Source organism: Parafrankia sp. FMc2 (genome assembly GCF_041008525.1).
GTDB lineage: Bacteria > Actinomycetota > Actinomycetes > Frankiales > Frankiaceae > Parafrankia.
On sequence record NZ_JBFLUG010000012.1, the window covers coordinates 58,618 to 72,181 of the forward strand.

Here is a 13,564-nt window from a genome sequence, read left to right on the forward strand (position 1 = left end):
CTGGCGTGCCGGCGTGCCGGCGTGCCGGCGTGCCGGGCCGAAGGCCAGCCGGCGGTGGCAGCCGACCTCAGTCCGCGATGAGGCCCTCGATGAAGAGCAGCACCCGGGCCGGGACGCAGCGGCGGCCGGGCCCGGCGAGCACCGCGTGGCTGCCCGGGACCACCGCCAGGTCCGCCCGCGGAGCCGTGCGGGTCGTCATCCGTACCAGCGGCAGCGGACTGATCTGGTCATCTCGGCCGTGCAGGAGAAGGATCGGCATGTCGGGCAGCGCCCGCGGCGGCGGATCGGCGACGGGTATCCCCGCGACGGGCACATGGAGCAGCGGCAGGCCGAGCAGTACCAGCCCGTCCGGCCGCAGTGCCGGCGAACCCGCCATCGCCAGGACCGCGAGCGCCCCTGCGTCCGAACCGAGCAGGACGAAGGGCACGCCCGGCCGGCGGGCCTCCCCCACCGCCCGGGCCGTACTTCCGGCCCCGCTCACTGCCGCACCACTCCCACCCGGGACGACGCTCGCGGTGTAACCGTCGAGTGCGAGCCGCCGGGCGAGCCACTCGTAGGGCTCCGGGTTCTCACCCCGCCCGGTCAGCATCACCACCACGGCCCGGACAGCCTCACCGGTCGGGTGAACATCCGGGCCCGGGCCACCTTCGGTGAGCCGAGGGCTGATCGTCGCGGTCGAGGACGTCATGAAAGCCGTGTCCTCCTTGTCTGGCGCTCCGTTGCGCCGTCACGGCCCACCGCGGGGCATGACACTCACACCACCGTGCGAGCGTAGATCCATGAGGCCAGGCACACTATCCCCCGGCCGATGGCCCCGGCCCGCACCCCCATGACGATTGTTCGTGTCCGGCGGACGACACCGCCCCGGACGCGCCAGACCCGCCCCCTCGGCGTCGGAACGCTCCCGAACCTCAGCTCTCGTGGATCTGCTGCGCGAGATAACTCGTCGCGCCGAGCTGCTCGATCAGCGTGAGCTGGGCGTCCAGCCAGTCGATGTGCTCCTCCTCGGAGACGAGGATCTTCTCCAGCAGGACGGCGGAACCGACGTCGTTCTTCGAGCGGCACAGCGCGATCCCGCCGCGGAGCAGCTCGACCGCCTCGTCCTCCTGGGAGCGGTCGGTGGCCAGCTGCTCCGGCACCGTCTCACCGATGCGCAGGGAATGCAGCCGCTGCAGGTTGGGCAGTCCGTCCAGGTAAAGCACCCGCTCGATCAGCTGGTCCGCGTGACGCATCTCGTCAATGGACTCGTGGTAGTAGTAGTCGGCAATTCTGAGATATCCCCAGTTCTTCTGCATCCGCGAATGCAGGAAGTACTGGTTGATGGCCGTCAGCTCGTTCGTCAGTACCTTGTTCAGCAGATCGATGATGTCTTTGTCGCCACGCACGGTCGCCATCTCGCCTTCACTCCTCGTCCCTACGCACCGCCCGGCCGCGGGCACGGCGCCCCCGCGGCCGGGCACGACCCGAGGGGCCAGGCCGCCGCAGGATCAGCCGTCCGCGCAGGTCCCGCCTCAGCCGCACCGCGGGATGGGTACCCGGACCGTCGCCGGGCACCCGTCCCGCGGCGAGCCGGACCGGTCGCCGCACACCGTTATTCGTCCAGGAAACAGGAAATCACACTGTCGGGCGAAACGCATAACGACAAGGTGGCCGCGAAGCTCACACCGGCGCCCGTTTAGGCTAGCCTGTCCTCAGTTAGGGAAGGCTCCACTGACCGCCCTCGACGGCGGTGCGCCGGTACCGGATTCACGGCACAGAACCGGTGAAACGCCCCGGTCAACGCATCGGAACGGGCGTGTTCACCCGCTGTCCTTCAATCACCCGCCCGGCCTCGCCGTCATCCATCGTGGCGTGTGGCACGTGGCAACCAGAGACCGACGGCAGCGCAACGTAGGGTCCGGGCGACCCTGCGCGTGGAGGCGGTCCCGCGGAACCCTGTCGAGAACCTGGAGTGCTCCCGATGCGACGTGGCGCGGATGTGAGCGCCGCCCTGTTCGTCTGGTGCGCGCTGGCCAACGCGCTGGGGATCGCCGGCCTGGCGCGGGTGTTCGGCTACCCGGGCGTCCTGAACACCCCCGCCGCGGCGACCCTCGCCGACCTGGGGGCGCGGGAGCGCACGCTCGTCCCCTGCGTCCTGCTCACCGCCACCGCCGCGTTCCTGCTCGTGCCGCTGACCGCGCGGATCGTCCGGGCACGCCCGGAGCTGCACGGCGCCCGCCGCAGCCGGTGGCTCCTGCTGTGCACCGGTCTGGCCACGAGCACCGTCCTGATCTTCGGATGGTCCCTGTGGCTGGTCGGGGTGCCGCTGCTGGCGCACCCGCCGGGCGTGACCGGCCGGCTCGACCCCAATGTGATCACCTTCGATCTGCTGCGTGTCATCGCCGGAGTGCTGTGCGGCGAGACTCTCGGCCCGCTGCTGCTGGCCGGCTGGACGATGCTCGTCGCGACCCGTTTCGTCGCCGTCGTCCTCGACGGCTGGTGGCCGTTCGGCCCGCTGCGCCCGGTCGGTCGGGCGATGCCCCACCGTGACGGCGCGTTCGGCCGGTTCGTCGCGGTCGCCGGCGCCTGGACGGACTGGTTGCGCCTGCGAGGCCTGCTGTGGTCCCGACCGGCTCTCGTCGGCGGTGGTGTCGGCTGCGCGGTGCTGCTCGTCGCCGGAGCAGCGTCCACGGTCGGGCTGATCCCCGCCGCACCGCTGCCGGTCCTCGCTCGGATGGTGTGGAGCCTCTGGCTGGCCGGGGTGGGTGTCGCGGTCTGGACGTCCCGGACGCAGTTCCCGGTCGCGCTCGGCGCGCGGCCCCGGATGACCGGTCGGGCAGGCGGGGCGCGGGCAGGCAGGCGGCCCCAGCCCTCCGAGCGGCTTCCCTACCGCTACGACGCCTACCGCCAGGCCATCCGGCAGAACGCGGAGCGGCTCCGGGCCGCCGAGCGGCGCTCCGGCCATCCCACGGCGGCGGCCGCCGGGGACGACGCCGTCACCGTGGCCGGCGACGAGGTGATCCTCGACGGCGCACGGCGGAACCCGGCATCAGCCCCGCCCTCGTCCTCCGGCCTCTCCAGCAGCTCCGGCAACTCCGGCAGCTCCGGCAGCTCCGGCGCCTCGGAGTCCCCCGCGGGTGAGGAGCTCGACCCGCCGACCGAGATCGTCAGTTCCCCGCCGGGCTCTGAGCACCCTGGAGCCGGGGCGTCGGACCCCTAGGTGGCCGGGGCGCGCGCCCAGCATGGTCCGACGGGCGGCGTGGTGGGTGCACCGGGCTGTGCTGCCCGGCCTGGTGCACGGTCCATCCGGCCTCGTCCGAGCCGGCGACCGACCACTCCCCCGCGGGCCATGGCGTCGGGGATGTGGCATGGCCCGAGTCGGGGTGGGGGCGGGGATGTGTCCCGGGGTGCGGGTCGGGGCCCTGGTGTGGCCTGGCGACGAAGCCGGCCACGTCGCGCAGGGCGACGTCCACCAACGCCCCGATGCCGCCCGCCCGGCACAGCGCCACCGCCATGGCGGCATGCAGCCCGGTGAGGGGGTCCGCGATGGCATCGCCGCAGAACACCGGCACCGGCCCGCCGGGGGGTGTCCGGTCCCAGGCGACCAGTCCGCCCGCGACCGCCGCGTCGTCGCCGAACGCGACCGGGCCCGCACCGGGACCGGCGGCGCAGGCGTGGCGCCCATAGCCGGTGATGCTGAGCCAGATCCGCCCGGCGCGGGCCGCGACCCAGCGGTCGGCGTCCAGGCCGAGCTGGGCCAACGCCCGCGGGCGGGAGCCCTCGATCACCACGTCGGCCCGCTCGACGAGCTGGCGCAGCCCGGCGCGGCCGGCGGCGCTGGTGAAGTCGAACCGGGTGCTCTCGTGGCCGGTGTGCAGCCACCGGTAGAAGTCCGGGTTGCCCAGGCGTGCCCCGTCCGGGCGGTGGGTGCTCTCCACCTTGACCACCCGCATGCCCATCCGCCCCAGCAGGTGTGCGGCCAGGGGCCCGGCCCACAGCGACGACAGGTCGACCACCAGCGGCCGGGGCCGGTCGCCGACCGGGACGGGCGCCGCGCGGCAGGCACCGAACACCCGGACAGGCGCCGCGACCGCCGCCCCTGCCGCTCCCGCGGGGGGCAGCGGGGCCAGCGGCAGGCCGAGCAGCCAGGCACGTTCGGTCAGGTCCCGGGTGCCGTGGCTGGGCAGCGCGGCGGTGACCGCCGCCCAGACGTCGTCCTCCGGCGCACCGGCGCCGGCATCGAGGTGCTCCGCGGCGAGGATCTCCGCGGGCGCGGCACCGAGCAGGGCGGGGACGGCGTCCACGTCATCGGGGCGGGGCAGGTTCACCGCGACCCAGCCGTCGGCGGCCCGCAGCAGCCGGCAGCTGCCGTTCGCGGAGACCGCGCCGCCCCGGCGCAGGCCGAGCAGGGCCGCCCGGCCGCCCAGCAGCTCGGGAACGTCCACCGCCACCGGCGCACCCAGCGCGGCCGACGCGGCGCCCAGCAGGTCGGCGGCAGCGCGGGCACGGGCGAGCACCGGCGCGTCCGGCACCGTCGGCGGATGGCCGGGCCGGCCGGTGAGCCACATCAGCCCGGACCGCGCCCAGTCGAGGGCGGCATGCTCCTCGCCGGGCGGCTCTGAAGCCGGCAGTGACGGCGAAGGGGGTATCGGGAGACCGACCGCGCGCAGGGCGTCGGCGAGCTCGGCGGCGCAGGTGCCACTCACCCGGTACCCCGGGGCCGGGGGAAGGGCCGGCGGTCAGCCACTCGGCTCGGCGCCCCGGGCCGGCACCTCGCCGCACTGGACGACCACGAAGCCACCGCGCCCGCTGTACTCGATCTGGGCGAGCTCGCCGGACGTCCGGCCGAGCAGGTTGCCGACCTTGAAGCTGGAGATCACCCGGGTGCGCACGCCCGCCGTCCAGGCGACGGCGGCGTCCCGATCGACGCAGACGGGCTCGTCCGTCGGCAGTACCAGCGGGCTGCCCAGGCAGAGGACGCCGACGCCGCCGGTGCCGGAGACCTCGGTGTTGAACACGCCGCCCGCGATCATCGCACCGAGACCGCCGGACGTCGTCGTGATCTTGTAGCGGACGCCGGACTCGAGCGCGAGCAGGCTGCGCCCGTTGACGGTGAGGCGGTCGTTGTCCAGGTGGAAGATCGAGATGTGACTGCCCGACTCGGCGAACCAGACCGTGCCCCGGCCCTTCACCCGCATCAGGTCCTGGCCCTCGCCGGTGACGGCACGCCGGAGGTAGCCGCCCACCCCCTGGCCCTTGTAGGCGAAGTCGACCTTGCCCCGGTAGGCGACCATCGACCCCTGCTTGGCGTACATCTCGCCGCCGTCGAGACGGACCCGCAGCATCCGGTCACCCGGCTCGAGCGCGAACGGCGGCCCACCGGCCGCCTCCGCCGCATGGTGCCCAAGTGGTTGGTTCACGGACACCATTCAACGCCGCCCGGCGGCGGCCGTCACGACAAACCGGTGCGGCTCAGCCGGTTCCGGTCAGCGCCGGAGCTCCGTACCAGGTCGGGCGCCGGTGGGCGAGCCAGCCGTCGATCACCGCCCGGAGGCTGACGGGACGCAGGTCGAGACCACGCAGGCTCGCCAGCGCGACCGCGGTCAGGTCGACGTCGAACTCCCAGCTGCCGATCTGCGCGCCCCACGGCAGGTCCGCCGCGAACAGCACGTTGATCTCCTGGTAGCGGACGTCGTTCTCGACGTACACGTGTTCGGCGCAGCCGATGAACTCCAGGTCCGTCACATCCAGGCCGGCCTGTTCCCGGGTCTCCCGGCGCAGCGCGGCCTCGACGGTCTCGCCGGGGCCGACGTTCCCACCGGGCAGGTAGAACCACGGCTGGCCGCGGCGGTTCGCCAGCAGCACGCGGTCCTGGCGGAGGAACAGCACCCGAGCGCTGATCTCGACGGGGGCAGGGGAAACCATGAGTGCTCCAAGGCGGGGATCCGAAGCGGGCGGAGGGGCCGGGGGTGGATGATCCGATCGGGTCAGGACGCGTTACCCACGGCGGGCAGCGCGAACTCGGCGGCGTCGAGGCCGAGGGCGTGCACCGCGTCGAGCACGACGGCCTGCTCGCTGTGGACGAACTCGCCGTCGATCCGACCGATGACCTCGCCCAGGTGGATCACCGCGGCGGCCTCGGCGGGACGGTTCCTGACCTTGACGATGTCGGCGATCGCCGCCGCGCGGCCGGCGGGCGGGTCCTCGACGAGGCGGCTGAGGTGGGCGTCGAAGCGCGCTTCCAGCTCCTCGGCCGAGAACTGCGACATCACCGGGTCGCTGGCGACGAAGGCACGCAGCCCGTCCCGCTCCGCCGGGTCGATCTTCCCGTCGGCGGCGGTCACCAGGGCGCACATCGCCACCGCCGCGTCCCGGAACGCGCTGCTGCGCAGATCCTCCCGCCGGGCGGACAGCTGCGCCCGCAGTGAGGCGACGGACAGCCGCCGGCCGAGCCGGCCGACCTCACCGGCATTCGCGGCCATCCCCCGCCAGACCGGCCATTCCTCGATGACCCACCGGCGCACCGCCACGGCGACCGGCAGCGGCCGGATGCGGGTGGCGACGAGCAGGCCGGCATCGACCAGGACCAGATCGTGCCCCTGCCAGTCGGACGGCACGGGAGGCCCGGCGGGCCAGTCGACGGTGAACAGAACGGTCAGGGTGTGGGCGGCGGCCGCCGGGTTCGTCGCGGTGCCCAGATCGTCGCCGGCGTGCTCGGTGGCCCCCAGGAAGCGCCATGCCGGCGCGGGGGCTGCGCCGCCCGCCCCGGGGACGAGCCGGGCGGCCAGGGCCCCCAGCTGACGGGACAGTGCCCGTTCGGTGTCCTCGCCCGGCGGGACCGGGCCGCCGGGCAGCTCGTGCCAGGCACCGCCGGACGGGCGGGCGAGCAGGACGCTGTCACCGGACCGGATCAGCAGACGGGCCTCAAGCCGCATGAGGGCAGGCGTGGACATCGCGGGGGGTACCTCCCGACGGGGCCGAGGACGAGGAGTCGCGGTGTCCGCGAGGACGATCCGCGAAGACCATCATCCCCCAGACGGGGGAGGCCCGGGCAGCGCCCGGCACGAACGGAACGCCCCTCGGCCGTGGTCCGGCCGGGCGGGTGGTGAGAGACCCGACAATGTGTCGCCCGCCGGACATCGCCCGCGCAACGGGTGTAGGTGGTCCGATGTCGGGAATAACCCGAGTACGGACTATCAACCAGCCGCGAAGCCGGCTCGCCGCCCCGAAACGGTCACCACGATGGGTGGCCGCGGCGGGCGCCCGCGAGCCGCGGCGGGCGGGTCCGGACCTCCCACCCAGGCACCATGAAGGGACGGTGCGCCATGCGTGCGGTCATCGGAACAGCGGTCTTCGTCATCGTGGTGGCGGTAGGGCTTGCCCTGGTCACCGGCTTCGGGGGTGCGGTCTGGGCAGTGGCGCTGGTGGTACTGGTGGCGCTCGCGGCCGGCGTGCTCGCCGCCGCGCAGACCGGCGCTCCCCGGTCGCGGCCGGGAGTCGGGATCTGTCCGGAGTGCCGCGGTGAGGGGCGCGCCTTCTACGGGCGCGGCCGGACCACCTACCGGCGCCGTTGCCGGACCTGCCGCGGACGCGGCCAGGCCCACGCCCCCGCCGTGATCCCCGAGGCACTGCTGCACCCGGGTACCCGGACCGAGGGCGAGTCCGTCCCCCTCTAGGGCAGCCGGTTCCTCCCACCCCGACGGTCATCCGATGCTGACGGTTCTCCCGTGCCGCCAGGCCGTGCACCGGCAGGTCCCCCGGGTTCTGTCAGCCCCGACCGGGCGGCACGGGTCCGTAGGCGGCACGGATCCTGGTCCGGTAGCCGTCCGCGGCCAGCCGCCGGTGCAGCCGGCCCGGTGTGCCGCGCACGGTCTGCAGCTCGAAGCTGTCCCGCCGGCGCCCGACGTGCACCGCCAGCCGGGTGGTGAGCGCGAGAAGCCGAGGATCCCGGGTAGCGATCATGGGATAGCCCGACCCGGCCATGAGAATGCCGACGCAGACCGCGTACTGCCGTCCGCCGGCTCCGCCCGGCGCGCCGGAGCGCAGGCGCACGCGGGCCCCCGATCGGGCCAGATCCCGGCAGTCCGCGGGAGTGCGCGCGAGGGTGGCGCACAGGGTCACTCCGGTCGTCGGGACATCCCGGCGCAGCTCGGCCAGCGTCGCCAGCGCGGCGTCGACGGCCGCCGAGCCGGGCGCCGCCAGCGTGACGGTCGCGCCGAGCGCCGCGGCCCGCGCGCAGATCTCCGCCGCGTTCTCGTAGGCGATCTTCCCTCCGTTGCGCGGCATCTGCTGACCGACCGTCGGCAGCCGCAGGCTGAGGTCGAGATCCTCGGCGATACCGGCGCGGTCGGCCAGGTCGAGCAGGGTGAGGTACGAACCCGTCGCGGCTTCGGCGGCCGGGACGTCGGCGGCGGGCTCGCCCATCCGGTCGATCGTCGCCAGGACCCGCGCGTCGGCGACCCGCGCCGCCCGGGTGAGGGCATCGATCGGGCCGGCACCGAGCCCGAGGCGCCCGAGCATGCCGCCAGCAACCATCCACGATCGTGACTGTCTGGACACATTATGTAGCCTCACGTAGTCGCTCGGCGCTGTCCAACCGAGCCGGCACATCGCCTGGCCGGGCGGTGCCGGCGCACGGCACCCTCCCCCCCGTTGGGCGGTCCCGCGGGCGCAGCACGAAAGTAGGACTATGACCACCCTCCTCCTCGGCCCCCTGCACCGGTACGCCGACGACCGCCGCGCCACAGTGTGGGTGGAGACCGACGAGCCCTGCACCGTCGAGATCCGGGCCCTGAACGGGCCACACGCGGCAGCGCCCACCTTCACCGTCGCGGGCCACCATGTCGCGCTTGTGGTGGTCTCCGGCCTGGTGGGCGGGACGACCTACCCGTACGAGGTCTGGCTCGCCCCGCTGGAACCCGCCCCGGCCGGGCCCTCCCCGGCACCGACGGAGACGGAACCGGGGGCGGAAACGGAATCGGTGCCGGAACCGGAGACACCCGCCGGTGCGGTACAGGTCTGGCCGGAGCCGGGGAGCAGCCAGCCGCCCAGCCTGCTCAGGCCTGTCGGGGCCGGGCAACCCGTCCGCCTGGTCTTCGGGTCGTGCCGCGTGACAGCGCCGCAGGCCCACCCGTACACCCTCTCCCCCGGCGAGGACCCGCAGGGCCTCGGCACCGACGCGCTGCATGCGCTCGCGCTGCGGATGGCCAAGACGCCGCCGCGGACCTGGCCGGACGCGCTGCTCCTGCTCGGCGACCAGGTCTACGCCGACCACGTGTCCCCGGCGACGGCCGCGCGGATCCGGGCCCACCGCGACGTGACGGTGCCGCCGGGTGAGGAGATCGCGGACTTCACCGAGTACGCGTGGCTCTACCAGGAGGCCTGGTCCCAGCCGGAGATCCGGTGGCTGCTCTCGACGATCCCCACCGCCATGGTCGCCGACGACCACGACGTCCGCGACGACTGGAACATCTCGGCGGCCTGGCGGGCGGAGATCCGCGCGCAGCCCTGGTGGGACACCCGGATCACCAGCGGCATCATGGCCTACTGGCTCTACCAGTTCCTGGGCAACCTCGACCCGGAGACCCGGGACGCCGACCCGGTCTTCGCCGCGGTCACCGCACCGGACGGCCCCGCCGACGGTGAGAGCCTTGTCCGTGACCTCGCCCGCCGGGTCGACCGGCTGCCGGATCTCGGGGCGCTCGCCGCCGGCCCGGCGCGGGCCGGTGCACCCCCCGCAACCGCCGAGGGCTCCCCGGACCCGGACTGGTCACAGCCACCCGCCCCGCCCCGCTGGAGCTATCGGTGGGATCTCGGGCGCACCCGCCTGGTCGTCATCGACTCGCGCCTGAGCCGGATCGTCGCACCCGACGGGACCAGGGCGATGGTCCACGACGCGGAATGGGCCTGGATCCGAGCACAGACCGCCCAGACGGGGGAGGTCGACCACCTGCTGCTGGGAACATCGGTGCCGTACCTGCTCACCCCGACGATCCACCATGTCGAGACGGTGAGCGAACGGCTGGCCTCCGGCCGGTTCGGCCGGGTCGTCGCCCGCCAGGCCGAGCGCATGCGGCAGGCGGTCGACCTGGAGCACTGGGCGGCGTTCGGCCGGTCCTTCGGCCAGATGACGGAGCTGCTGCACGCGGTCGCCGCCGGGGAGCACGGCCCCGCGCCCGCCAGTGTCGTGGTCCTGTCGGGGGATGTGCACCACGCCTACCTGGCCCGGGCGACCACGGCCAGGAACTCCGCGCCGGTCTGGCAGGCGGTGTGCTCCCCGTTCCGCAATCCGCTGGGGCCGGGAGTCAGGCGGGTCGACGCGATGTCCCGCCGCGGCCTGCCCGCCGGCGTGTCCGGTCTGCTCGCGCGCCTCGTCGGTGTCCGCGACATGGCCGTCACCTGGTCCATCCCGCACGGGCCGTGGTTCGACAGCCAGCTCGCGACGCTGATCCTCGACGGGCGGGCGGCGTCCATGGTCCTGGAGAAGACCGAGCCGGACGGTGAGCCGGGCGGCCTGGACGAGGTCCTGCGGGTGAGTCTCACCGCGCGGCCTGGTGAGAGCCGGCCCGAGAACGCGTAGTGCTCGGCGTCGGACGCGTGGTGCCCGTGACCGGGCGGGGGCCGGCCGGTCAGCCGAAGCGGTACGGCTGACCGGTGGCCTCCAGCACCGACATCCACAGGTCGCCGGCGGGATCGACCTGGTTGCGGTGGCTGACGGCGAGCGCGATCGGCATGTGGATGAACCGGCGCCGCCAGCGCCCGACGACCATCTCCGTGCGCCCGGACATCGCCGCGTGCACGGCCGCGTGCGCCAGCCGGATCGTGTAGACGTTGTCGTACGGATTCGCCTGCACGCTGCGGATGTGGTAGCTGGGGTCGATGTACTTGAGGTTGAGCTCGGTGCCGTGCTCGGCGAAGTGGTCCGTGATGCGCCGCGACAGCTCCGGGCCGATGTCGAAGAGCTTGCGGTTGCCGGAGGCGTCCGAGGACTCGGGCAGGCCGGTGACCAGGTCCTGCCCCGCGCCCTCCGCGACGACGACCACCGCGTGGCCCCGCTTCTCGACCCGGTGGCGCAGGTAGGTGAGCAGGCCCCGCTCCCCCTCCAGGGTGAACGGCAGCTCGGGGATGAGGACGACGTCGGCGTCGCTCTTGGCGAGCGTCGCGTAGCAGGCGATGAACCCGGAGTGCCGGCCCATCAGCCGGACGATGCCGACCCCGCCGGGAGCCGAGGTCGCCTCGGCGGACGCCGCCCGGATCGACTCCGCGGCCTTCGCGAACGCGGTCTGGAACCCGAAGCTCTGGTCGATGTAGGGGATGTCGTTGTCGATGGTCTTCGGGATACCGACGACGGCGATCTTCTCCCCGCGCTCGGCGACCACCCGGGAGATCGCGCGCGCGCCGCGCAGCGTGCCGTCCCCACCGATCACGAACAGGATGTTGATGTTCATCCGGGACAGGCAGTCGACGATCTCGTCGGGATCCTGCTGGCCGCGCGAGGTGCCGAGGATCGTGCCGCCGTCCTCGTCGATGTGCGCCACCCGCTCCGGGGTGAGGTCGACGACGCTGTGCCCGTACTTGGCGATGAAGCCCTGGTAGCCGTGCCGGAAACCGAAGATCCGGTTGACGCCGTAGTGGTTGGTCAGCTCCAGGACCAGGCCGCGGATCACGTTGTTCAGCCCCGGGCACAGCCCGCCGCAGGTCACGATGCCCACCCGCGTCTTGGACGGGTCGAAGTAGATCTTGCGCCGTGGGCCGGCGGGCTCGAAGCCCGGCAGCTCGTCCAGCGGGACCTTCCGGGACGAGATCATCGTCAGGGTGTCGTCGAGGAGGACCTTGTCACCCTCGTCGATGTAGTGCTGCGTGGTCGGGCGCTCCCCCAGCAGTGGCAGCAGGGGTGAGTCGATCCGGCACGGACCGAGGGTGCGAACCTCCAGCTCAGCGCCCTCGATGGTCAGCGGCTCTTCCACGGCCCCCCGATTCCGACACCGCCGCGGCCACCCGACGCCCGACTGGATCGGACCACGATCGCCCCAGCTCCTCCCGCTTTCCCGGACCGAGCGTACCGGTCCGGACGTCTCCCCCAGGAGCGCCGTCGATCGGGCAACCCGGCCATCATGTGCTGGACATCCGCTCACAACCGCCGCGAACGGTGGGCGGCTGGTCACCGAGGGCGCGCCGGACAGCCCGCGGACGACTCCGGGGCGACCCGGGGACCTGCTCCTCCTTCAGGTCCATTCCCCTCAGGGCCGCCCCGACGCGAGCTCTGGCAGGAACTCGCCAGCGAGATAGCGCCGGGCCAGCTCCGCGCTGTCCCGCGCGTAGGCGGCGGGGTCGGGCACGGCATCGGAGTGGGGGTGGGTGCCGAGCCAGCCGACGAGCAGCAGCCGACGCAGCAGGACCAGCGTCGGCACCATCCCCCGGTCGGACGGGTCGAGCCGCCGATGGGCCTGGTAGGCGTCCAGCCAGGCACCGACCAGACCGGGCAGCACCGGGCTGTGCTCGATGAAGGACAGCGCGGCCGCGAGATCGTAGAGGAACCAGCCGAAGCCGCAGTCGTCGAAGTCGAGCAGATGGATCACACCGCCGCTGCCGCCACCGCTGCTGCCGCTGCCACCGCTGCCGCTCCCGGGCGCCGGTGACCCGATCAGGAGGTTGGCCAGCCGCATGTCGGCATGGATCAGGCCGGCTCGGTCGGCGCCCTCACCGTAGGCCGCGAGTCGGCGCTCGATCGCCTCCGCCGCCGGCTCCAGCACCGCCAGGACCGGCCCCGCCTCGGCACCCAGTGCGGCTGCCACGCCCGCCCGCCAGCTCCCCCAGCGCCCGGCCGGCCCCAACGTCGTCCGCCACGACCAGGAGAACCGGCGGAAGCCGACCGGCCGCGGCCAGCGCCCCGCATGCCCGTGCAGACGGCCCGCCATGTCGCCGAGAACACCGAAGGACGACACCAGCGCCGCGTCGTCGCCGGGTTCCGGCGCGGTGCCCTCGACCCAGGCGAAGAGCACGCCGTGCCGGGCCGCCGGGCCCGACCGGACGGTGGTCAGCGCCGATCCGGCCCGGTTGCGCACCACCGGCGGCGTGGCTACGACCCCCTCGGCCCGCAGCGCCTCCACCCAGGCCAGCTCGGCGGCGATCTCGGCAGCGCCGTGGTAACCGGGCCGGTGCAGCCGCAGGGCCCACCGGCGCCCGCTGGACGGGTCCTCCACCCGGTACGTCAGGTTCTCCGAGATGGTGTGCAGGACGGCGACCGGGGCCGGCCCGAGATCGTAGGCGGCGAGGACGTCGCCGAGCAGCCCGGCGAGATCCAGCAGCTCTCCGGTGACCACCTGGTCGGCGCCACTGCCAGACCCCACACCCACCTGTCCTCCCTCAGCCCGCGCGGCGCGGCCGGTGCCCGCCGTCGACGCCCAGAGGTTAGTGCCGCGATCACGCCGTCCGCCGCGGCCCGGTACCGCCTCCTTCGGCCGGAGCACCGGCCGAACCACCGGCCGAAGGCACCGCCCGTCCGGCGGAATCCGTTGTCGCCGAGGTATCGCGGGGCCTTCCCGGAAGGGGCGGGCAGTGTGCCCGGGTTCCCGCCGAATACCAC

12 protein-coding genes are annotated in these 13,564 nt (G+C 73.8%); 3 read left to right on the forward strand and 9 right to left on the reverse strand.

What is annotated here, in order from left to right:
- Positions 1-67: 67 nt before the first annotated feature.
- On the reverse strand, positions 68-688 hold the full coding sequence (locus AB1460_RS07060; RefSeq protein WP_368959792.1) for an alpha/beta hydrolase: 621 nt from the start codon (positions 686-688) through the stop codon (positions 68-70).
- 223 nt (positions 689-911) lie between these two features.
- Positions 912-1,385: a bacterioferritin gene (gene bfr / locus AB1460_RS07065; protein WP_198541882.1), complete on the reverse strand. Its 474-nt coding sequence runs from the start codon at positions 1,383-1,385 to the stop codon at positions 912-914.
- A gap of 575 nt (positions 1,386-1,960) precedes the next feature.
- On the opposite strand from bfr, the gene AB1460_RS07070 reads away from it, so the two are divergent.
- A complete protein-coding gene (locus AB1460_RS07070; RefSeq protein WP_368959793.1) occupies positions 1,961-3,199 on the forward strand; it encodes a hypothetical protein in 1,239 nt (412 codons plus the stop codon).
- Here the strand turns inward: AB1460_RS07070 and AB1460_RS07075 are convergent.
- The 4 genes from AB1460_RS07075 to AB1460_RS07090 form a co-directional block, all read right to left on the reverse strand.
- Positions 3,147-4,685, reverse strand: a complete 1,539-nt coding sequence (locus AB1460_RS07075) for a CoA transferase (RefSeq protein WP_368959794.1) — start codon at positions 4,683-4,685, stop codon at positions 3,147-3,149. The two genes, AB1460_RS07070 and AB1460_RS07075, sit on opposite strands and share 53 nt — an antisense overlap.
- A 33-nt stretch (positions 4,686-4,718) precedes the next feature.
- On the reverse strand, positions 4,719-5,408 hold the full coding sequence (locus tag AB1460_RS07080) for an AIM24 family protein (protein WP_071085137.1): 690 nt from the start codon (positions 5,406-5,408) through the stop codon (positions 4,719-4,721).
- Positions 5,409-5,451: 43 nt separating this feature from the next.
- Positions 5,452-5,904 carry an NUDIX domain-containing protein gene (locus AB1460_RS07085; RefSeq protein ID WP_368959795.1) on the reverse strand — a complete coding sequence of 151 codons (453 nt, stop codon included), beginning with the start codon at positions 5,902-5,904 and terminating at the stop codon, positions 5,452-5,454.
- A gap of 62 nt (positions 5,905-5,966) precedes the next feature.
- Positions 5,967-6,932, reverse strand: a complete 966-nt coding sequence (locus AB1460_RS07090; protein ID WP_368959796.1) for a TerB family tellurite resistance protein — start codon at positions 6,930-6,932, stop codon at positions 5,967-5,969.
- Positions 6,933-7,304: 372 nt separating this feature from the next.
- Between AB1460_RS07090 and AB1460_RS07095 the strand changes: the two genes are divergently transcribed.
- Positions 7,305-7,655 carry a hypothetical protein gene (locus AB1460_RS07095; RefSeq protein WP_368959797.1) on the forward strand — a complete coding sequence of 117 codons (351 nt, stop codon included), beginning with the start codon at positions 7,305-7,307 and terminating at the stop codon, positions 7,653-7,655.
- Positions 7,656-7,746: 91 nt separating this feature from the next.
- Here the strand turns inward: AB1460_RS07095 and AB1460_RS07100 are convergent, their stop codons facing one another.
- Positions 7,747-8,514, reverse strand: a complete 768-nt coding sequence (locus AB1460_RS07100) for a proline dehydrogenase (RefSeq protein ID WP_368959798.1) — start codon at positions 8,512-8,514, stop codon at positions 7,747-7,749.
- A gap of 154 nt (positions 8,515-8,668) precedes the next feature.
- On the opposite strand from AB1460_RS07100, the gene AB1460_RS07105 reads away from it, so the two are divergent.
- Complete coding sequence (locus AB1460_RS07105) at positions 8,669-10,558, forward strand: alkaline phosphatase D family protein (protein ID WP_368959799.1); 1,890 nt, start codon at positions 8,669-8,671, stop codon at positions 10,556-10,558.
- A 49-nt stretch (positions 10,559-10,607) separates the two neighbouring features.
- On the opposite strand, the gene AB1460_RS07110 is transcribed toward AB1460_RS07105, so the two are convergent.
- Together AB1460_RS07110 and AB1460_RS07115 are read right to left on the reverse strand one after the other, a co-directional pair.
- Positions 10,608-11,945, reverse strand: coding sequence for an ATP-dependent 6-phosphofructokinase (locus AB1460_RS07110; RefSeq protein ID WP_368959800.1), 1,338 nt, complete (start codon positions 11,943-11,945; stop codon positions 10,608-10,610).
- 273 nt (positions 11,946-12,218) lie between these two features.
- Positions 12,219-13,334: a phosphotransferase enzyme family protein gene (locus tag AB1460_RS07115; protein WP_420497210.1), complete on the reverse strand. Its 1,116-nt coding sequence runs from the start codon at positions 13,332-13,334 to the stop codon at positions 12,219-12,221.
- Between the last annotated feature and the right edge of the window lie 230 nt (positions 13,335-13,564).